Below are 20,543 nucleotides of genomic sequence, written 5' to 3' on the forward strand. Positions count from 1 at the left end.
TCGCCGCGACTCCAGACTGAGGGGTTAAACATGACCAGTTTTCAACAGCGCCTCGCTGCGCTGACGGGATCGGCTTGCCCGAAGAAAGCCACCGAACTGTTTTACGTGAGCCATCCGAAGGCCGAACGGGCCTTGCTGGGGCCGTTCTTGAGCCAGGCCGACGCCGAGTGTGGGCGCGTAGTTTTGCGTAGCGCTGACGCCGTGGTGACGGCCTGCCTCGTCGAGTCGCTGGACGAGCTGACCTACTGGCACGCGGTGAACAATGGCCAGGTCTGCCGGGCCTTCGCTGGCGCCGAGGGGGTGAGCCATGAGTAAGGTCACGCCGATTCGCCGCAAGGGTATCGGTGGTCCACCGACTGCTGGCGCCCATATCGACAGCGCCAGCTATGCCCTGCTGGTGGAAACCCTGGTGGGCTTCCTGGAGTTGCGCATTGCCGAGGGTGACGCGGGCCGTCACTGCCCTGAGCTGGAGCACCTGACCAATCAACTGGAGCGGCTGGCCAAGCGCTTCACGCCACCGCAGGGGGCAGCATGACCGACGCGACGATCCTTTTCCGTAATGTGCTCCAGTCGGCCTATGGTCCGCTCGACTGGCTGCCCCTGGACGATGGCGACATTCACCGCTTCCACGTCCCCGGCGACAAGCCTGGCACGCTCAATGGCTGGTACTGCCTGTTTGCCGACGGCATCGCCTCGGGCGCGTTCGGGAGCTGGAAGACGGGCGACACCAGCACCTGGTGTAGCCGTGAGCCGTTGGACGGCCGCGAAGCCGAGCAGGTGCGCCAGCGCATCGAGCAGGCCCGGCGACAGCGGGAGGCCGAACGGCAGCGGCGCCAGCTCAGAGCGGCCGGCCTGGCGCAGCGCTGGTGGCGTGATGCCCGTCGTGCTGATCCGGCCCACCCCTACCTGGTCGCCAAGGACATTCGAGCCCATGGTTTGCGCCAGCGTGGTGACGACCTGCTGGTCCCCCTGTATGCCGGTGGTGTGCTGGTGAACCTGCAACGGATCGCCCCGGACGGCGACAAGCGCTTCCTGTATGGCGGGCGGATCAAAGGCGCCTATTCGCCACTGGGGCGCATCACGCCGGGCAAGCCACTGTGTATCTGTGAAGGCTGGGCCACGGGCGCAACTCTTCACGCAAGCGGCTACACGGTCGCCTGCGCGATGAATGCCGGGAACCTGAAAGCGGTGGCGCTGGCGCTACGGGCCGACCACCCCGGCACTGAAATCATCATCGCCGGCGACGACGACCGCGAAACCGAGGCCGAGGGCAAGGGTAATCCGGGGCGTACCGCCGCCCATGCCGCCGCAGCCGCATGCGGTGGCCTGGTGACCTTCCCCGAGTGGCCAGCCGACGCACCGCTGACCCTTTCCGACTTCAACGACCTCGCCGCCTGGAGGTGCCGCCATGCGCCCGCCTGATACCAACGTCATCAACCTGCGCCCCGAAGCGCCCAAGGTCGAGCCTGATCGCCCGTGCTGGGGCGTGTACGAGCACTGGGTGACCAATGAGAAGGGCCGCAGGCTCAAGCCCGGCGTGTACTGGCACGGCTTCAAGCGCAGCGCCGGCGAAGACGACAGCGACGACGATAAGGGCGACCGCCCGATCACTGATGAGTGGATCGCCACGCCCGTGACCGTCGCCGCTCGCACCACCAACAGCGACGACGGCAGCGAAGGCCGATATCTGCGGCTGCTCACCGATAGCGGCCCCAAGGACTGGATCATTCCCATGGAGGTGTTCGGCGGGAGTGGCGAGGACGCCAGGCGGACGCTGTTCGGCATGGGCGTCATCATCGCCCTGAAGAAGCGCGGCCAGTTCATGGAGTATCTGCTGGAGCAGCGGCCTGCTGAGGTGTTCGCCACCACCTGCCGCCCCGGCTGGCATGAGTCAGGCGCCTTTGTGCTGCCTGGGCGCACCATCGGCAGCGACAAGGTGCGCTATCAGGCCAGCGCCAAAGGGCAGAACCTGTTCAGCGTGCGGGGCAGTCTGGAGGGCTGGAAGGCCGAGGTGGCGGCCAAGTGCGAGGGCAACCCGGTTCTGACTCTGGCGATCGGCTGCGCCCTCGCCGGCCCGCTGCTGAGCCTGGTGGGTGTGCTGGGTGGTGGTGTTCACCTGGTGGGTGACAGCTCCAGCGGCAAGTCGCTGGCGCAGTTGATCGGCTCGTCTGTGTGGGGCGACCCGGGCATCTTCGCCGCATCGTGGGACATGACCAAGGGCGGCTTGGAGATCGAGGCGTCCAGCCGTAACGACACCATGCTGCCTTTGGACGAGATCAAGCGGGCCGACCCCAAGCGCGTACAGGAAATGGCCTACTCGCTGGCCAACGGCCAGGGCAAGGGCACGATGACCCGCGACCGGGAAGCCCGCGGCAAACTGAGCTGGCGCCTCCTGGCGCTTTCCAGTGGTGAGCGATCGCTGTCCGAGCACGCGGCCATCAGCGGCAACGCCGCCCACGCTGGTGCCGAGTTGCGCATGGTCGATGTGAACGCCGGCACCCGCACCCATCGCGCCTTCGATGAATTGCACGGCCTGGAGGGCGCCGATTTCCACCGCCAGCTCACAGTGGCCGTAGGAGCGAACCACGGGCACATCGGGCCGGCATTCGTGGAGAGGCTGTTGGCCAGCGATGACCGCCCCGGCCTGCTCGAGGACTTCGCCGGCATCCGCGCCCAGTTCGTGGAAGACAACGCCCAAGCCGGGCGGGTGGCCGATCGCTTCGCGGTGATCGCGCTAGCGGGCGAAATGGCCATTGCCTACGGCCTGCTGCCGTGGACGCCGGGCACGGCTCTGGCCGACTGCCAGTTGCTGTACGGCGAGTGGCTGAGCCGGGTGGGAGGCGGTAATGCCGAGGATCGCCAGATCCTGGCCGGCATCCTCGACTTCATCGACAAGCACGGCAGCAGCCGGTTCTCGGACGTAGAAGAACAAACGCCGGACACCAAGGTGTTCAACCGCGCCGGGTACTGGGAGGTGGTCGGCGCCAAGCGGCTGTACCTGTTCAACAAGTCTGCACTGACCGAGGCCGCCCATGGGCACGGGCTAGCGCGTGTAGTGAAGGCACTGGAAGGTGCTGGCGCGCTCGCCAAGCACGATACCGACCGGGATAGCCGCAAGACGAAGAAGTACCGCCTGCCTGCTGGTGGGTCTGCCCGCCTGTATGTGATCGACCCCGACGCCATGGACAGTGAAGGCAGTGGCCTATGAGCACCACCACCACCAAACGCCAATGCCCGAATTCACAGGAACCTAAAAACGTGGGGAACAGGGGGAACGGGGGAACATCCAGTAACTACGCGGCCTGTAGCCGTTCCCCCTTATTGAAGTGTTGGGGAACAGGGGGAACACAAACATGTTTTTAAATATAAGCGCATATGAAGTTCCTTCTGTTTGGTTATCACTGTTCCCCCGTTTTTCGGGTGGGGAACACGTACCCCCGCTGGAGGCCCCGGAAACACTGGGTGTTCCCCGCGTTCCCCCGTTCCCCCTATTTTTTTTCACAGACACATTTGGGCATTACGGAAATCCGGTGGAGGTGAGGCCATGAGCCTCCTCTCCGACCTGCTCAACCACATGCCGCCGAACGTTGCTGGCGCTGGCAAACCGCCCATGGCGAAACGCGCCCCGGATCGTCCGCGCCTGGTGCTGGTTGAGCCTGTGCAATTGCCATCTGGTCCCTACGCCAACGCCGCCAATGCCACGCCTGAATGGCGCCAGGCCCGTGACCAGTACATCAGCCATGTGATGACCTGCCGGGGCTGCTATGCGCCTGCTGGCCGCCATTGCCTGATCGGTGCCGAGTTGCGCGCCACCTACGAAAACACGCCCATGGAGGCCCACCCATGACGCTCACACCGACCATGCGCCTGTGCGATATCGCCTTGAAACCAGGGATCAGCGCCAGCACGCAACTCATCACCACCCGGCGCATCTGCCGCAACATCAGCCGCAACCTCGATTCGATCCACGCCGAGCGACGTGCCATGCGCCGGCAGGTGGGCAAACTGAAAGCGTTCCTGCCGTTCACCCGACAGGCCATTGCCGATCTGGAGGAGCAAGCGCAGACGCACCGATCTGTTGAGCGAGCCAAGGCGCTGGTGGCGCTGGCCGGGTTTGGCCGGTCGCTGCTGTTCGACCATGACGGGCTGGCCCAGGCCTTGGGATTCGAGCGCCTGTGCGACCTGCTGAGCGTGAATACGGTGGAGCGCGAACGGGCTAGGCAGGAGGGCGTAACCAATCTGGAAGGCCTGGTGTTCACCCATGCGCTGGAGGACAGCGCAGAGCGCCGGGCGCAGGAGTGGAATGACCCGCCGCTGTTCAACGCCTGTCACGCGGCCATGGCGGACTTCATCAGGGATTGCCCGGATGGCGTATTGCCTGACCCGTTCGCACCTGGCGCGCCACTCGGGCCGAAACTGCCACCCAAGCTAAGCGTGGTGTAAGCCATGGCCGCACCAGCAATGAAACAGGCGGATTCAGCCGTCAAGAAGAAACAACGGGTTTCAGACGATCAGCGCCGGCAGGTGCTGGACCTGCGCCGCCGTCACTCGCTGCGTGAGGTGGCCGAGATCACCGGCCTGCCGCTGGGAACGGTGAAGACCCTGGTTTCACGCTCCGGGGCGTTCCGCGACAACGAGCAGCATCGCACCATGTTCACCCTGCCGCCGATCAGCGCCAGCACCGAGACCCTGCCGAGCGTGCCCGAGCTGCCGCCGCAGGAGGTGGTCACCGGTGATAAGGAGGTGGATGCGGTGCTGTGGCTGCGCTCGATCATCAGCACCGGTCAGGCCGCGTTGATCGACCGGGCCATGGAGGGCGCCAAGAAGATCAAGACGCCGCTCGATGTGCTGGAGAGGCGGTACCGGGACTATCTGGTGGCCACCAACCCCGGCCACCTATTCGCCGCCATGTCGTCCTTCGGCTTCGCTGACCTTGATGCGCTGGCCACTCGGGCCATTGAGCAACACCGGCTGAGACTGGAGGGCACCGCCCGCTTTGGTGATGCCCTGCTTGCCGACACCGAGGCGGAATCGTTCTGCATCGAAGCGCTGCGCGGACTTGAGCCTGCCGGCCAATTCGGTGACTTCGACAAGGGCCAGGTAGCTGCCCGATTCAACGCCCACCGTGAGCTGCTACCCCACACCCTGGCTGATTGCCTGTACGAACTGGACTACTGGGATCACCTGTACCGGCTGCGCAACGCCGTAGACCGAGATGCCAGCGATGGGCCGCCCGACGCAACGGCGCGTGACTGGTTCGTGTTCGGCCTGCTGGCGCAGATCAGACCCCGCGACAAGGCCGAGGCGCTGTCGGTGTTCCGCTACCTGGTCGCCAGCCAACGCGATGACATGGCGGAGTCAGAGGCGATTCTTTGCAACCTGATCGGGTGACCGACCCGATCAACCACACCACCGGGCATCTGCCCACAACAAGCGCCAGCGGCGCCAGAGGTACCCATGACAGAACCAAGCAACAGCAGCACCTCACAGCCAACACACCGTGAGCGCTTTGCGGAGGCCTGCAAGAGCACGGACTTTGAAGAGCACCCAACAATGGTGGCCGGTTACAAGGTCTGGAACGTGTCCGACATTGTGAAGGGCGGGCGTAAGGACTTCGATGGCCCGTACTTCACCGAGGAAGAGGCGAAGATCGCAGAGGAGCTTTGGCAAGCAACACCAGAGCGCAAATGCGCTCGTGCCGAGGTGACCTTTCACTGCGCGGCCTGGAACCCAGATCCACGACGAGAAAAGGCCATCCGAGAGGATGCGATGGCCGCTCGCATGATCCTTGCCGAGTTGATCGGCGCCGCTGTTCCCAGATCAAGCGCAACTGGCGCAGAGGAAAAATAACGATGGCCGCTATCGTTCGTAGTACCCCAGAGATGACCACTGTGTACCTGTCAGGCCCGCTGATTCGGAAGTTCTTCCGCAAGAAGGACTACCTGCTGGACAGCCAAAACACCTGGGAGGTCTTTCGGGCCCTGAAGGCAACGCTGGAAGGCTTTGAACAAGAGATTAAGCGACTTGAAGCGCTGGGCATGAAATTCGCCATCTTCAGGAATCGGAAGAACGTTGGGACGGATGAGTTCGATCGGGGAGGAGCCAGGGAGGTGCGCATCGTCCCTGTCATCGCCGGCAGTAAACGCGGCGGTGTTCTGCAAACTGTGTTGGCAGCTGTCCTGATTGTTGTTGGTGTGGTTGCCCAGCAGCCATACCTGGTTCAAGCAGGTGTGGCCGTAGGTGTTGGAGGAGTAATGCAAATGCTTAGCTCCCAGGCCAAGGGTCTCTCTCAAAGTGGAGCCCCTGAAAATCTTCCGAGCTATGCATTCGGCTCAGCGCGGAATACCACTGCCAGCGGCAACCCTGTCCCTATTTGCATTGGAGAGCGTCGCTGGGGCGGGGCGATCATCTCTGCCTCAATTGTTGCGGAGGACAAGGCGTAAAGGGAATTTGTGTAGTCACTGGGGCGTGTTACTTTCAGCGCCCCTGTGCGCAACCAATGGATGATCGTATGCGTATCGCCTATATCGCCTTTGCCGGAATGGCTTTGCTGTCTGGCTGTGCAACATCCCCTGTTCCTTCTTCCCAAGCAGATCCTGTTCCAGCGAGCCGCTTGATGGCGTTTCAGAAAGTACCTGCCAGCCCCTATGGAACGCTTGTCGTGACCCGCGACTCAGGCTTCACCGGTAGTGCCTGCAATACCATCCTTTACATTGACGGTAATCGGTCAGCTGAAATAGCTTCGGGGGAAAGCGCCAGATTCTACCTTGAGCCGGGCGAACGAATCGTCGGGGTCAACTCTACTACCCTATGCGGTGGTGGCCTGAAGGAGCGTTCATTCGTGTTGGATGCTGGCGGCATCAAGAAATACCGCATCTCGATCGATACCAGCATGAGCATGGATCTCTCGCCTACCGCGTTTTAGCCAGCTTGTGTCTTGCACTACACGCGCCACGAAATGCTACCTCACCGTTTTGTGGCGCGAGACAGACCAAAACGTCTCACTCGGACCATATCGTCTGTCTCGCCGACCTGGCGCGCGCCCGGCAGCTGCCTGTTATATTGCCTGCTGGCAATAGGCCGCACATCCTACGCTGAACAAGGAACGTCAAATTGAAAGCTCCTGCCATTTTGCTGCTCGCGCTTGCGCTGAGTGGTTGCGCAACTGGTCAACGGCCATCAGTCGAGTGGATTACAGTCCGTGACACCGACCAGTTCACTGACAAGTCTACCTGTGGCGTTACCGTGGGCAGCTTCTACACCGGCAGAGGCGTGTACACCGTTTCCAACCACTACTACCCATACATCGAATCAGCGAATGGAGAGGTGCGAGTAGGAATTCGGAGCGGTGGCCGCTTCAAGATTCCAGTAGGGGATGTGCAAATCAGGATCGACCAAAATCCAGCTTGGACCATCGCAACAGGTGAAACACCAGTCGACTATGTTCCCGAGGGGCAATTAAAAGCCATGCAGGCCTATGGTGGGGACGCTAAGCAGCAGGAAATGCTGGAGAAGACCTACAAGACTGCCTTGCAGGCGTCGGCGCAAGCTATGTCACCCTTCACTGCCGCCACCGGGGAAAAGGCCCAGCAGATCCTGTCGCAGATGAAGAACGGGAAAGTGCTGATCTATCGGACACTAGGCCTGAACCAGGCTGCCAGCACCACCGGTGAATATGCCCTCGACCAGTCACTCCACAAGGCTCTAGCTGAATGCGGTATCAACTGAAGGATTGATCGTTAGCCAGTCGCATCGAGGACTGATCAGCCCCGGCCAGGCACTAACATTTGCTAACAGGGCAAGTGCCTGGAGGGCGGTGCGGGGACGTTCTCATGTCAACGTCTGACCGGGTAGCTGGCGCGTACCAGGTCTGCCGGTATCCACCCTGGTATCCACCATTTGGGCTGTCTCTGCAGGCAGGGCCATTGGTACGCAGCCAGGTACGCGCTGCTGGTACGCATTCAGGCGCCGGTACCGGGCCAGTTCGCACCGGTGGTTCGCACTCTCGTTCGCAACCACCCACGCGCGAACCAGGGCGGCCCACCCTTCAAAAGTTATGGTTTCTAGGGCTGGGTTTCCAGCGGGGTTTCCACGGTATTGCGGCCTTGCCAGGTGGAAACAGCACCGCCGCGCCCACCATGAGCGACCACATCAAAACCACGAATCCCACACCCAGCGCCAGCCTGTCCAATCTCAGGTTTTCTCAGGTTCGTGCCGATGGGTGAGTGGATGCGCTGAGGCCATGTTCGCCCCATAGTCAGCAACTGTGCTATGCACGGGCCTGAACGCGCCATGGCAATTTGACATCTTGCCTTGGCAGGTAACAGTATTGGCGCCAAAGGGGCGAGGGATAGCTCTATGCTGTATGTATATCCAGTAAAAGGCTTTACTATGCTAGCTCTATCCAACAGAGTCGCTGGCGCGCTTGCGCACGGCGGTGGAAGGGCTGATCATGCTTAGCATCCTCATGAAATTCGCGCTCGTAGTGACAACGATAGCGCCAATCGGTTTAACGCTCTCCTTCTTGCTTTATCAAAGCCATGACCAGAAGCTATGGTCATTGTTTGTACTGTTTTGTTCGTTATCGCTCTGTGCTATTTGTCATCAGATAATTATATCTTCAGCCGCAAAACTTAATAAAACTACTGTCACCGCTGTTTCGATAAAGCCTGCCGACAAAGAAATTTCGGGATACTTTGTCGCGTACATGTTGCCGGTGCTAGGAGGGGGGAAGTACTTTCTTGAGCCCTTTACTTTCGCTTTTTTTGCGCTGATGTTTTTTGTTTTCATTTGGGTGTCTAAGTCCTTCTACGCGAATCCGGTGCTTGCAATTTGCGGATATAAATTTTATGAGGTCCAGCTAAATAATGGCGGGAACCTTTTGCTTGTTACGAAGAACGTCATCAGTAAGCCGGCAGATATTGGGAAAGTAAGTTACATAACGTCGCACACAGTGCTTGAGTCATCTTAGGAGACAATGGATGGATCTTTTTGTTTTGCTAGGTACAACGCCGCGTATCCTCAGAGTTGTTACGAGTGGCGAGCTTCAAACCGATATCGAGGCGGAGCTTCGCCGACAGGCTCAAGCATTCATTAGCAACAAAACTGACGTTGCCTTTGATGCGCGCTACCGACCGGATGACGATGAGGTACTTCTGATAGATGGCTTCGATGACCTGGACGGTCTGATCGCCGCTGTGCGGGAGCCAGAAAACGCCGATACATGGCAGCCCTCAGAGCAGGGGCTGGGGGTAATCAAAGGCTTGTTTGGAGGCTTCACTGAAAATGGAATTACGACAGTAGTCGTCCAAGCTTTCGATAAGCGACAAGCAATAGCCACAGGAAGGTTCTCAATTTTCTATGACAAGAATACCTTCCGCCGACTAGATGGGATAGGCATCGCCTTGGACAACAAGCCTACCGCAATACTCACTCAAGGGGTTGCTGAGAACTCGCCTACCGAACTTCGATTTGTTAGCCTTCACAATGCTCGTCGGCTTTTCGATATGGATGCCTATTACCATGAAAGCACTAAGGAAGAGGTAGAAAACTTCTTCAATATTGATAAATTCCATGGCTTTAATTCCAGTTGGCTTGATGCCAATATTGATAACTGGATACGCAAAAAGGTCACCTTCATTAATCAGGAAGGCATTCTCGATGCTTGCACGCCACAGGAACTGCGTGTTGCAGCTGCCGGGTTTGACATTGATATAGGTGTCTATGATGAGGCCGGGCAAATGAAGCTCGTCTTCCCGGGGGACAAGAAGAGCCTCAAGGCGTTGCTAAGATTCCTGGATGAGGATATTTATCAGTCCCCAATTTCAGGCAACCGTTTCCAGACGAACTCCAAGCGAAAGATCGCCGCGCAAGCTTAAATCATCAAGCTTTACTGGGCCTTTACCAAATGTGAGACAGGCATGAGACGAAACCAGCATGGCCTGGGCGTTTAAGGCCACGCGCCAGGCCGTGGCGGTGAAGCTGATGGCCGGCGCCGTCTCACATTTCTGGTGGTGTTGGGCGCTACTTTGACCACGCTTTGACGGATCACGGGCCAGGCAGATAGCAGTGGCCCCTGTGGCCGGGCGTCTGAGGTCTTCCCAGTGCTGGAGGCCGTCAAATTAGCGGCTCTAGTCGCCTCTCGCCCCCGACAGACCCCTGACGGATTTTGGATAGCTCTGGACGGATCAGCGCCAGCACCAGCAGGTGGAATGCCAGGAGCGGTGAATGTCCTGATGAGCGGGAGGCTGGCTACCATCGACCGGCGTCTACTCGTCCAGAATGGCCAGGGGCGGCGAAATTCCTGACAGGCCTTGACGGATTCAGCCGCTGGCGCCTGAGCAGAATTGGCTGTGAGCCCTGCTGTGCAAGCCATAGCGCTGGATTCGATTAGGCTGTGGGAGCGGAGACCGTCAAGAATTTCCAAGTGTGCTCGTCAAGAGAAATCGGGCGGTTCAGAACCTGACAAAACCTGACATGCCGGGCCTACGAAGGGGGCGGCCAAAGTGCCCCAGCCTTGGTCTGTTGGCACCATGGGAGCTGGAACCAGGCCACCACCACGGGTAAGGAATGGTGGAGATCGCCATGCCCTGGCGACAAAGATGTCTCCGAGATGGGTATGCCCAGTGCATTTGCCAGCCGTCGCCGATCAACTATGGTTCCTCGATAACCCAGCGGAGAGCCATGGATGAAAGAACTACGCACCGTAGCCGAGGTGCTCGAGCGCCTCAGTCACAACCAGGACGCGCTGAGGGCCTCGGTTGAGGAGCTGGCCAAGTGGGTTGGTGAGCGGGGATCTGATGCCGTGGTGGGAAACGTCAACGGCGCGCTGGCGACTATGGATGACAACATAGACGCCGTGCGACAGGGTATCGCCGAACTGGTGGCGGCAAGTGTTCGATAGCCTTTTAAGAGCCTCGGCCTACCTCGATGGTAGAATCATGGATTGATTTTCGCTTACCAAACTCGCGGCCAAGCGCGCGGATCAGCGGTGGTTGTCAATGGGTTCAGAATGCTTGAGGATACTTAAATTCGATCGGATTAACCCGCTGCTAGACGGCCTGCATCCTTCAGTTCCGAGAATGGGGATTGACAAAATGTCAAAAGTCCCTTATATTTTGACTCAAGAATAACCCCCACGCCTCGGACGGGACCTAGTCCCGAACTGCGCACCAGGGGGTTAGTTTTTTCTAAATCATAGCCAGCAGGAAGCTCAGGCATGCCACATGCCCCTATGGCATTCGTCAAGCCTGCCAAAACCCCCGCCGCACTCCTTCGACATCTTCGCGCCAAAGGGCTCAGCACCCGCGGTCAACGCGACAAGGCGACGCGTGCCTTAGAGTTCATCGGCTATTTTCGTCTCCTGATCTATATGCGTCCGATGCAGGATACCGCGAAGCGGTTTCATCCTACCGCTCGCTTTGACGATGTCTTGGCTCTCTACGATTTTGATAGAAGGCTGAGGTTGGTATGCCTTGATGCAATCGACCGTATCGAGGTCGCATTCCGCGCTGCTATCACCAATACGTTAGCGAATGATAGAGCCTGCGGGCCTCATTTCTACACTGACGCGATCCATTTCCATAGCATGGAAACGCATCGAGAATTCCTCAAAAACGTCCTCGGTCTTCGGGTGAAAAATGCCCCGATCCAGCACTATTACGACACCTATAATACCCCAGCATTGCCGCCGATCTGGACAGTTCTAGAGGCTATGACCATCGGTCAATTGTCGCGACTGCTGGCGGGTCTGCACCTAGACCATCGCAAAAGCGTCGCTGCCTGTTTTGGCTACAACGAGGGTGTGATTTGCTCTTGGCTCAAGAGCATCACTCTTTTGCGCAATATCTGCGCACACCATAGTCGACTGTGGAACACGTCCGTAACCTCTGACACGCCGCAATATGCGAAGGCCATTAAAGCGGAATTCCCGGCGGAGGCTGACCGAGGCCGAGTGTTTGCCCGAGCGGTTGCTATGCAGGCTTTGCTACGAAAAATTGATCCCAGCTCGGACTGGCAATGCAAATTCAAAGCGGTGATGGCGACCGTTCCCGTTGCGGCACTAGCGAAAGCAGGTTTGACCACCTCCGTTCTCGGCATTGTCCCGGGTTGGGAAGCTCATCCCTTCTGGAAATGAGGTCGCGTACCAAAGGCCTCAACAGGGCCTTGCGTACTCGTTTTAAGCTTCCTACTACAGGGTACATTTCGATTTAGGTATATGTTTAGGTATACAGCTATGGCCAGGGCTCGTTATCAGTGCCGCTTTTATTGGCCTTTAGGTGCTTGATTCGACTCCTGTCTCCGCACCACATTCAGTTGGCCCGATGCAGCTTTCCTTGTTTCAGGCCCCTCCAAAAAGCCCGCCTTGTGCGGGTTTTTTTGTCTCTATCATTCCCCTTCTGGCCGCTCCAGCTCACGACCAGTTTCGAGTTAGCGGTAGGCCGCTTTTCACTTCCGGTTGCACGGCTTTCAAGATAATGCTTAGCTGGGGATCAGCTTTCGCTCAATATTCTCTGGGTGTTTTGCGAAAATTTTAAAGATAGTCGTTTTCCTATTTAGAGATAATTTCTAGATGGCCACGTTTTCTCATCACGATCTCCAGCTGCTGAACCCGTCCTTCGACTCGCCTCTGGTTGACGTGCTGAGCGAGCTTGAATTCCTGCGCAGGCTGCGGCTGGAGGGGGATACGCCACCGCAGGTTTTCTTCCAGCTCAAGGACTTGTTCCACACGTTGGAGAGCTTGGGATCCGCTCGAATCGAGGGTAACCACACCACACTGGCGGACTACATCGACAGCAAGGTCGAAGGCAAGGCCGAAAGCACCGACCAGTTGCTGGAGATCGCCAATATCGAGAAAGCCATGGACTACATCGAAGAGGTGATGAAGCCTGATGTAGCCCTGACGGAGCACACCATCCGAGAGCTGCATGCCATGACCGTGCTCGGTTTGCGCCGCGAGGGAGACAAGACCCCCGGGGCCTACCGTGAAGGCCCGGTCAGGATCTCCCAGTCGGAACACACCCCGCCGGATGCCGTGCTGGTGCCTCAATACATGCAGGAACTGGTCAGTTTCATCAATCGTGACGACTCACCGAAATACGCGTTGATGAAGGTCGCGTTGGCGCACCACCGGTTCGGCTGGATTCACCCCTTCGGGAATGGCAACGGGCGCGTGGTGAGGCTGCTCACTTACGCGCTGCTGATGAAGTACGGCTTCAATGTGAATGTGGGCGGAAGGGTGCTGAACCCAACGGCGGTGTTCTGCAATGATCGGGAGAACTACTACACCATGCTGGGGATGGCCGACACCGGTACCACGGCGGGCTTGGAGTCGTGGTGTATCTACGTTCTGCAGGGCATTCGCGACGAGCTGGAAAAGGTGGATAAGCTCACCAACTATGGCTATCTCACGAAAAGTATCTTGTTTCCAGCGGTGAGCTTTGCGCGCAGTCGGGAGTGGATCACTGAAGTAGAGGAGCAGATTCTGACGAGTGCGATAAAAATGAAGGTCGTTAAATCTGCCGACATTGCCGAGGTTTTGCCCAAGCTCACGTCCAGTCAACGGACCTACCAGATCAGGAAGCTGGTGGACCAAGGTATGCTTGTACCGGTTAGCCCAGGTTCAAGGCAGTACACGATCGGTTTCTCCAACAATTACTTGATACGTGGGGTGATCAAAGCGTTGAGAGAACAGGGCTTTATTCCTGAGCCCCTTGATAAGCCGTGATGGATGGAAAACAGATATGAACAACGCGTTTCATGGCCCATAGGAACGGGTTTAGCCGCGAAGCGACGTCACGGAATATGCCATCCGCTTCGCAAAGCCCTGACGCAGCAGAGTTTCTACGAGAGCTCGCTTTCCCCGTCAGGCTGCGCGGTTTAAGCGCCTGAGAATGGGGTTAGATTATTTCAACTATCTGAGTCTTTTGCGCTTTAAGTTTTTTTCTCAGGTAATCAATAAAAGTGGCAGAAGGGACGGCACGGCAGAGAGTGAATAGCTCTTGGCCAACGGTAGTGAAATTTACTTGGCCTGTGGAGATTTGAATCCTGTCTTCAGATAAGTTATCCATATTCGTTCGAGGGACTATTATTTCAAGTTCCCTTTCAAAATATTTCATGGAGACTGTATGACAGTCTTCTGGTGTGTTTTCATTGTTTTCAGGGGCAAGGGACAGCGCAAACCCCTCAGATGAGTAGTGAATGAGTCCTAAGAACTCCAAATGCAACGCTGAGCCGTAATTTATATTTTGGTCGCGGAAGTAGCTGTCGTCAGTGTCTAGGATATAAAGCTCCGGTGAGCCCTCTTGAGTTAAAGCAAAGGAGCAAAATCTGGTGAAAATTTCTGCGTCATCGCTTTCTAATATGCCGAGAGTGCTAATCGTTTTTTTTGAGTAGCTTGAAGGGTCAGAGGATTTTCTTGCAAGAATCTCTCCCCATACGCGCTGCATTTCTGGTTCGCTCACAGAGTCGCAGTGATTAAAGAAATAGCTCAGCCAGTCCTTGCTGATGTCCTCTGGATTGGCGTCTGGGGGCAACGACAAGATCGCATTTGCAGTGATTTTTTCGATGTTGTCCTGTTTTATTGTTTCGCGCTGTATTAAGTTGTGTATTGCTCTTTGTTCTAGTTCCGAAAGTTGCGCTTTGCTGTTGAATTTTATTAGGTCGGCATGGGCTTGTGCTTGCGCAAGTTTAATTATTTTTTTTGGTTCGTATAATACGCCTATCGCGTTTGATATTTTCTCAATCAATATTGAGGCTGGTTGGGTGAGGTTGCTGAGATCCAAAATTGATTTTCCATTATCGCTCATGATCTTCTTCTCAGAGTCTTCACGCCATGTTGCGTGGAGATGCATCGCGGAAGGTGAGGGCTGTTCTCATGAAGACCCCTCTCCTAAAGCTGGTTTGGCTAATGGCAAAGTGCTTTATACCTGCAAGGTGCGTGAGAGCCAATACTAAACGCCGTAATTTCCCACGATGCGTGTAGCGTTTTGGTGTCCCGAGGAACTTGCGTAAACAGCCACACAGGGATAGATTGCCGAGGCCGCGGTAAACTCCGCGACCGGGTTTGGCGACCCGTACGAAAAGGCGCAACGGCGCCCCGATCACGATTGCAGGCGCTTTTTTTGCGTTCGCAGTTTCGTGTAATGGCGGCTGTGCGTGGGAGACCTTCGGGTCTGCCGGGTTCCTTTTCCTCGGTTCGCCAACCTGCGTACAGCTGCCACCCTAACCGTTTGGCGACGGTCAGCGTGGTTCTTTAACCGAAAAGGACCTCATGCATGCCCACCTTGAAGCTATCCAGGATCCTCGCATTCGTTCTCCGCCGCCGCACCCCTGCGGCGCCTCCCCAACCCCACGGTTTCTACCCCATCTGCAACACATCGCACCCAAGCCCAAGGCAGGTGCCTCATGACTGGCCACGAACGCTTATCCACCATCCAAAGCTACGCCTGGACACTCGAACTGCTGGGTGAAGCCCTGGTCCAGCACGACGAAGTCCTCGAGTGCGAACACAACCCGCACCTGAGCTTCCGCAACACCGCCGGTATCCACCAGGCGATCCGGATCATCAGCCGGTTGGCCAGCGAGCAGTGTGGAAAAGTGAGCTTGTTGCGGGACGAAGAGGGGGAGGGAGAGTAGGGCTGATTGAGTAAACGGCGACCGGCGCAACGCGCATGCGGGCGTTACACAGCCCCTTCGTTTTGCGCCCGTTCCAGGTTATTCACCAGCAACCACCACAGATGTTCAGCGGCGGGATGCAGGCGGCGATCCGAGCTTCGCAAGATGTGGCACTGCGACTCCCTCGCAATCGGGTGATCCAGCGGTATCGCCGAAAGCGAATTCCCGCCCTGTTGCCCAAGCGCTTGAGCGGTCATGAATCCCACGCCCAACCCTGCTTGGCATAAAGCGATCGCGACCGACTGCTGGTTGCAGCGATAGGCAGGGGTAAACACCACGTTCTCCGCCTCGAACATCTTGTTGATGTAGCGCTGTATGCCGTAGCTGTTGGTCAGCGCGATGAGCCTGTGCTGTGCCAGCGCTTTGATGGGAATGCTGGTGAAGTCGTTCAAGGGATGGTCGCTGGGAACGATGGCGCAGATGGGGCCTCGGGTAAAACTGCGGCGTTGCAGCGAAACGTTTTCAATAGGGCCGAAAGACAACGCCATATCGACTTCCCCGCGCACCAGCATCATCAGCGTGGCGCTCATGTCGCCTGAACTGATGTCGACGAAGACATCCGGATAAACCTTGGAAAACTCACGTAACTCGTTGGCCACGAAGTTTGCAACCATGCCTGGCCCAATCCGCAGGTTCACCGTCCCACCCTTCATGTAACGAAGGTCATTCAAGTGCCTGCTCAGCAGTTCGCGGCGTTCCTGGGTTTGCGCATAGTGATCCGAAAGCAGCTTGCCGGCCTCGGTCAACACCACGTTTCGTCCACGGCGCTCAAGCAGCGGTAGGTGCAGGCTGCGTTCGAGCAGCGCCACCTGGCGGCTGATCACGGAAGGATTGACGTTCAGGACATCGGCTGCCTTGCGGATACCTCCGTGAAGCCCGACTTCATGGAGGTAGCCCAGGCGCTTTTCCTGCAGTTCATTGTCCATTTTCGTGACCTACGGCGGCGGCTGACTGTTGACCTGAGGGCAACAATCTAGTGGCGTGCCTCGTATTTTTCAAGCCAGGGTGCCCTCCCATACTGGGGCTTCATCAAACGCATCACAGGCCAAGACATGAGTAGCGTGCAAGCGTACCTTCAGGAGCATTCCGACAGCCTTTTCGCCGATTTGAGGCTGCTGGTCAGTGCAGAATCACCCTCTACCGATAAACGTGCAGTCGATGCCTGTGGCGAGGTGCTTCGGGAAATCATGGCGCAGCGTATTGGCGCTAGTGTCGAAGTCGTTCCTCGTGAAGTGTACGGCGACCATCTGGTTTTCACGGTCGGTAAAGGCTCGAAGCGCACGGCTATCCTCGGGCACTTCGACACCGTCTGGGATATCGGGCGCCTGCCCCTGAAAATCGAGGACGGCAAGTTCTACGGCCCGGGTGTACTGGACATGAAGGCCGGGCTTATTCAGGCCATTTGGGCGACCAAGGCTCTCATTGACCTTGAATTGCTCAATGACCGGGAGATCCGTTTCTTGTGCTCCAGCGATGAAGAACTTGGCAGCCCGAGTTCTCGCGAGTGGATCGAAAGCGAGGCGGTGCAGTGCCAGCAGGTGCTTGTCGTCGAACCGGCTACTTCGCATACCAACGCGCTCAAGACCGAGCGCAAAGGAACCGGGCGTTTCGACATCAAGATCAAGGGCCGCGCGGCCCACGCCGGCAACAACCCGGAGGACGGGGTCAGTGCAGTGCACGAGATGGCCGAGCAGATTCTGTTTCTGCATGGCCTGAACGCTCCAGCGCTGGGGACCACCCTTAACGTGGGCATCGCCAAAGGTGGTCAGCGGACCAACGTGGTTGCCGACAGTGCCGAATTGAGTGTCGATTTGCGCGTGAGTAGCGTGTCGGAGGCAAGGCGCATCGAAGGGTTGGTCAATGCAATGAAGCCCTGCCTGGCGGGGGCGCAGGTTTCTGTAACGGGAGGGCTGGTGCGCCCGCCACTTGAATTTACGCCTGCAAACCAAGCGCTTTTCGCTGTTGCCCAGGAAGCAGCAACCGCGCTGGGTATTCAGATCGAAGGTGCCTCGGTGGGTGGGGGAAGTGATGGAAACTTTACCTCCGCAGTCGGCGTGCCCACGTTGGATGGACTTGGCGCCACCGGTGTCGGGCCGCATGCCATTCATGAACACATCATTATCTCGGACTTGCCAGTACGCGCTGCACTTCTGGCCGAGCTCATTCAGAGACTTTGACGCTACCGAGAACATTTAGAGTGAAGGCTATGATAAATACAAAATCGGCCCTTGAGGCGGCGAGCGACGCCTCGAAAAGTGCAAAGCAAGAAACCAAGAGCCCCTATGTTTTTCTGTTCGTCGTTCTGGTCTTCGCTGCCATTGCGACCTGGATAATTCCGGCCGGGTCTTTCGACCGTGAAATGCGCGATGGCATTTCATTCGTGATCTCGGGAAGTCTTCATCCGGTCGCCCAGAGCGGCGCGCTGCCCCTGGAAGTCTTTACAGCGATAGCCACCGGTTTGCAGAAGTCGGCACCGATCATTTTCCTGATCCTGTTCACGGGCGGTGCGTTGGCAGTATTGGAACGCACCGGGGCGATTCATCAAGCATTGAACGGTATCGCCAACAGCACCCGGCTCAATGATTTCTTGATCGTTGCCATGTTCGGTCTGATTTTCGGGGCGCTGGGCACAACGGGCGTTGTGGTCAATGCGGTTGTCGCATTCGTTCCGATTGGCCTGCTGGTGGCCAAGTCCCTGGGCCTGAACCCTATCTTCGGGGTATCGCTGGTTTACCTGACGTGTGCCTCGGGGTTCAACGTGGCGCTTACCAACCCGGTAACCACGGGGCTTACCCAGCGGCTTGCACACCTTCCGCTGTTTTCTGGCTTTGGGCTGCGCGGGATCACCTCGGCGCTGTTCATTCTCGCGTGCATCGTATTCCTGACGCTGTATGTGCGGGCTTGCCGCAAAAACGGAGAACGACGGCCTGAAGTGACGGTGGCCTCCGGGCAGGGGGAAAAGGCTACTACCCGTCACTGGGTGATCCTGGCCTTCGCCTCGCTTTGCTTGGGGGCTTTCATCTACGGTGCCATGACCCTGAAATGGGGCGAAGTCGAAATGACGGCCATGTTCGTCTTCATGGCAATGGTGGCGGGGATGATTGGCAGGCTGTCGTCGTCTGAGATTGCCAACAGCTTTCTTGGCGGTTGCTCTCGGATCGTATCGGGCGCCCTTATTGTCGGCATGGCGCGTGCCATTTCGATCGTTCTTGAAAACGGGCACATCCTTGACCCCATCGTTGGCTTCCTGGCTGATGTTTTAGCCCCGCTGCACCCTGCGATGGCTGCGCTTGGCATGTATGTCAGTGCGGCGCTGATGCACTTTGCGATTTCTTCCGGGTCGGGGGAGTCGGCGTTGCTTATTCCTATCTATGTGCCGATCGGCGACATGATCGGGTTGACGCGGCAAGTGGTTGTGCATGCGGTGTTGTTTGGTGAAGGGATCGTCAACTGTATCAATCCGACCTCCGGGGTGTTGATGGGGGTGTTGGCCGTGGCAGGCATACCGTTCGGCAAGTGGGTGAAGTTTGTCGCGCCGTTGATTGCCGTGTGGGTGGTGATTTGCGTGACCGTTTTGATCGTGGGTGTGGAAATAAAGTGGGGGCCGTTCTAACAGGCATTCACGTCTGTGGAGGCTGTAGAGGAACCTGTGGGAGCCGGCTTGCCGGCGATCAGGCCATGGCAGGCAAGTGCTGGCTTGGCAGGGCGCAACGCTGTTTGCCTTGTAGGGTCTGTTCGGGCCCTATCGCCGGCAAGCCGGCTCCCACAGGTACACCACAGCTTTCAAAAATTTGGGGTGTAGCATTAGTCGCGTAGCAGGGCTGGGATGGCTCTTACGTAAACCAGCTCGCTCACCAACTCCACCAGCGTCTGGGTAATCACTGCCGCTGCGGCTAGGCCGCGCAGGTCTTCCGGCAGGGCCAGGGCCAGTGGCAATACCACCAGTGAGTTGCGGGTGGAGGCGCTGAAGGTGACCGAACGCGCTTCGGCCACCGGCAAGCGCAACAGCCGCGCGGCGACAAAGCCAAGCACCGGCGCCAGCAGCATGAAGCCGACATACACCGGAATCACCGGCAACAACCGGTCGAAATCACGCCACACCACGGCAATCTGCGACCCGATCACGGCCACCAGCACCAGTGCCATCGCCGGCACCGGCATCCACGCCCAGCCATCATTCCACGCCGACACCGCCCGCGAACGCCGAGCGCCAGCGCTGGTGAGCACGGCGAGGACCATCGGCAACACGATCAGCAACACGAAGGCTTCCACGAACGGTGCGATGGCAATCGTCACCTCGCTGCCGTCGCCGAGCATCAACGCCAGGTACACCGGCAGCAGCACCAGCTGCACCAACAGCAGCACGGGCGTGGCGGCGAGGGTCAGGCGGGAGTCGCCTTTGCCGATGTGGGTGAACACCACCACGTAGTCGATGCACGGGGTCAGCAACACCAGCAGGGCGCCGATGAGGATCGCCGGGTGGGCCACCAGGCCGCGGGTAATGGCCCAGACCAGCAGTGGCACGAGGATGAAGTTGGCGAGCAGCAGGGCGGCCATGAAGCGGCGGTTGCCCAGGCCCTGGCGCCGGTCGAGGAAGGGGATCTGCAGGAACATCGCATACATCAGCACGGCAATGGCGGGGGTGACCAGGGCTTCGAGGTGCTGTGCACTGCCGGGGGCCAGCAGGCCGAAGGCGACGGCGGCGAGCACGGCGGCGAAGTAGATCGGGATCTGCTGGGTTTCGAGTTGCTCTCTGGTCAAAGCGGGGCCTGTGCATAGGGGGCTGAAACGGCACAGGTTAATACGAAAAGGCGGCAGGGGCGCGTCAAATGTGGAGGCCCTGCAGGCGCACCACGCGCCTGCAGGGC

21 protein-coding genes and 1 pseudogene are annotated in these 20,543 nt (G+C 58.2%); 18 read left to right on the forward strand and 4 right to left on the reverse strand.

All coding sequences use genetic code 11. The annotated features are described in order from the left end of the window. Positions 1–30 precede the first annotated feature (30 nt). The 11 genes from ACIPG5_RS10805 (at position 31) to ACIPG5_RS10855 (ending at position 7,728) form a co-directional block, all read left to right on the forward strand. Positions 31–315 (forward strand): hypothetical protein, encoded by a 285-nt coding sequence (locus tag ACIPG5_RS10805; protein WP_401374859.1) that lies wholly within the window; start codon positions 31–33, stop codon positions 313–315. Continuing rightward, positions 308–535 carry a hypothetical protein gene (locus tag ACIPG5_RS10810; RefSeq protein ID WP_401374861.1) on the forward strand — a complete coding sequence of 76 codons (228 nt, stop codon included), beginning with the start codon at positions 308–310 and terminating at the stop codon, positions 533–535. Before ACIPG5_RS10805 ends, ACIPG5_RS10810 begins: the two co-directional genes overlap by 8 nt. Beyond that, complete coding sequence (locus ACIPG5_RS10815) at positions 532–1,422, forward strand: toprim domain-containing protein (protein ID WP_401374863.1); 891 nt, start codon at positions 532–534, stop codon at positions 1,420–1,422. Before ACIPG5_RS10810 ends, ACIPG5_RS10815 begins: the two co-directional genes overlap by 4 nt. Further along, positions 1,409–3,208 carry a DUF927 domain-containing protein gene (locus ACIPG5_RS10820; protein ID WP_401374865.1) on the forward strand — a complete coding sequence of 600 codons (1,800 nt, stop codon included), beginning with the start codon at positions 1,409–1,411 and terminating at the stop codon, positions 3,206–3,208. The genes ACIPG5_RS10815 and ACIPG5_RS10820 overlap by 14 nt, the downstream gene beginning before the upstream one ends. A 336-nt stretch (positions 3,209–3,544) precedes the next feature. After that, the gene (locus tag ACIPG5_RS10825; protein WP_401374868.1) at positions 3,545–3,847 is read left to right on the forward strand and encodes a hypothetical protein; all 303 of its coding nucleotides are present in this window, start codon (positions 3,545–3,547) and stop codon (positions 3,845–3,847) included. Further along, the gene (locus ACIPG5_RS10830; RefSeq protein ID WP_401374870.1) at positions 3,844–4,443 is read left to right on the forward strand and encodes a hypothetical protein; all 600 of its coding nucleotides are present in this window, start codon (positions 3,844–3,846) and stop codon (positions 4,441–4,443) included. Before ACIPG5_RS10825 ends, ACIPG5_RS10830 begins: the two co-directional genes overlap by 4 nt. Before the next feature lie 3 nt (positions 4,444–4,446). Beyond that, entirely contained in the window at positions 4,447–5,391 is a 945-nt protein-coding gene (locus ACIPG5_RS10835) for a hypothetical protein (protein ID WP_401374872.1), read from the forward strand. A gap of 66 nt (positions 5,392–5,457) precedes the next feature. Next, positions 5,458–5,850, forward strand: a complete 393-nt coding sequence (locus ACIPG5_RS10840) for a hypothetical protein (protein ID WP_401374875.1) — start codon at positions 5,458–5,460, stop codon at positions 5,848–5,850. Between the two features lie 2 nt (positions 5,851–5,852). Next, positions 5,853–6,443, forward strand: a complete 591-nt coding sequence (locus ACIPG5_RS10845; RefSeq protein ID WP_401374878.1) for a tail assembly protein — start codon at positions 5,853–5,855, stop codon at positions 6,441–6,443. Between the two features lie 68 nt (positions 6,444–6,511). Next, the gene (locus tag ACIPG5_RS10850) at positions 6,512–6,925 is read left to right on the forward strand and encodes a hypothetical protein (protein WP_193754387.1); all 414 of its coding nucleotides are present in this window, start codon (positions 6,512–6,514) and stop codon (positions 6,923–6,925) included. Between the two features lie 188 nt (positions 6,926–7,113). Beyond that, a complete protein-coding gene (locus ACIPG5_RS10855) occupies positions 7,114–7,728 on the forward strand; it encodes a hypothetical protein (RefSeq protein ID WP_401374881.1) in 615 nt (204 codons plus the stop codon). A gap of 876 nt (positions 7,729–8,604) precedes the next feature. Here the strand turns inward: ACIPG5_RS10855 and ACIPG5_RS10860 are convergent. After that, positions 8,605–8,790, reverse strand: coding sequence for a hypothetical protein (locus tag ACIPG5_RS10860; RefSeq protein ID WP_186723217.1), 186 nt, complete (start codon positions 8,788–8,790; stop codon positions 8,605–8,607). Between the two features lie 191 nt (positions 8,791–8,981). On the opposite strand from ACIPG5_RS10860, the gene ACIPG5_RS10865 reads away from it, so the two are divergent. The 4 genes and pseudogenes from ACIPG5_RS10865 to ACIPG5_RS10880 all read left to right on the forward strand — a co-directional run bounded on the left by ACIPG5_RS10865 (position 8,982) and on the right by ACIPG5_RS10880 (position 13,726). Next, positions 8,982–9,878, forward strand: a complete 897-nt coding sequence (locus ACIPG5_RS10865; RefSeq protein WP_401374884.1) for a hypothetical protein — start codon at positions 8,982–8,984, stop codon at positions 9,876–9,878. A gap of 809 nt (positions 9,879–10,687) precedes the next feature. Next, on the forward strand, positions 10,688–10,903 hold the full coding sequence (locus tag ACIPG5_RS10870) for a hypothetical protein (RefSeq protein WP_095115901.1): 216 nt from the start codon (positions 10,688–10,690) through the stop codon (positions 10,901–10,903). A gap of 330 nt (positions 10,904–11,233) precedes the next feature. Then, positions 11,234–11,863, forward strand: a pseudogene (locus ACIPG5_RS10875) (Abi family protein); the annotation flags it as partial. Between the two features lie 708 nt (positions 11,864–12,571). Next, positions 12,572–13,726 carry a Fic family protein gene (locus tag ACIPG5_RS10880; protein ID WP_401374887.1) on the forward strand — a complete coding sequence of 385 codons (1,155 nt, stop codon included), beginning with the start codon at positions 12,572–12,574 and terminating at the stop codon, positions 13,724–13,726. 172 nt (positions 13,727–13,898) lie between these two features. Here the strand turns inward: ACIPG5_RS10880 and ACIPG5_RS10885 are convergent, their stop codons facing one another. After that, complete coding sequence (locus ACIPG5_RS10885; protein WP_176513893.1) at positions 13,899–14,807, reverse strand: DUF2806 domain-containing protein; 909 nt, start codon at positions 14,805–14,807, stop codon at positions 13,899–13,901. 598 nt (positions 14,808–15,405) lie between these two features. Between ACIPG5_RS10885 and ACIPG5_RS10890 the strand changes: the two genes are divergently transcribed. Beyond that, the gene (locus ACIPG5_RS10890) at positions 15,406–15,636 is read left to right on the forward strand and encodes a hypothetical protein (RefSeq protein ID WP_401374890.1); all 231 of its coding nucleotides are present in this window, start codon (positions 15,406–15,408) and stop codon (positions 15,634–15,636) included. Between the two features lie 44 nt (positions 15,637–15,680). Here the strand turns inward: ACIPG5_RS10890 and ACIPG5_RS10895 are convergent, their stop codons facing one another. Then, positions 15,681–16,601 carry a LysR family transcriptional regulator gene (locus tag ACIPG5_RS10895; protein ID WP_401374893.1) on the reverse strand — a complete coding sequence of 307 codons (921 nt, stop codon included), beginning with the start codon at positions 16,599–16,601 and terminating at the stop codon, positions 15,681–15,683. A 126-nt stretch (positions 16,602–16,727) separates the two neighbouring features. Between ACIPG5_RS10895 and ACIPG5_RS10900 the strand changes: the two genes are divergently transcribed. After that, complete coding sequence (locus ACIPG5_RS10900) at positions 16,728–17,852, forward strand: M20 family metallopeptidase (protein WP_401374896.1); 1,125 nt, start codon at positions 16,728–16,730, stop codon at positions 17,850–17,852. 29 nt (positions 17,853–17,881) lie between these two features. Next, positions 17,882–19,288: a YfcC family protein gene (locus ACIPG5_RS10905; RefSeq protein ID WP_401374899.1), complete on the forward strand. Its 1,407-nt coding sequence runs from the start codon at positions 17,882–17,884 to the stop codon at positions 19,286–19,288. Between the two features lie 191 nt (positions 19,289–19,479). Here the strand turns inward: ACIPG5_RS10905 and ACIPG5_RS10910 are convergent, their stop codons facing one another. Beyond that, positions 19,480–20,436, reverse strand: a complete 957-nt coding sequence (locus ACIPG5_RS10910; protein WP_401374902.1) for an arsenic resistance protein — start codon at positions 20,434–20,436, stop codon at positions 19,480–19,482. Positions 20,437–20,543 lie beyond the last annotated feature (107 nt).

The organism is Pseudomonas sp. NPDC087029 (genome assembly GCF_044745345.1).
GTDB lineage: Bacteria > Pseudomonadota > Gammaproteobacteria > Pseudomonadales > Pseudomonadaceae > Aquipseudomonas > Aquipseudomonas faucium.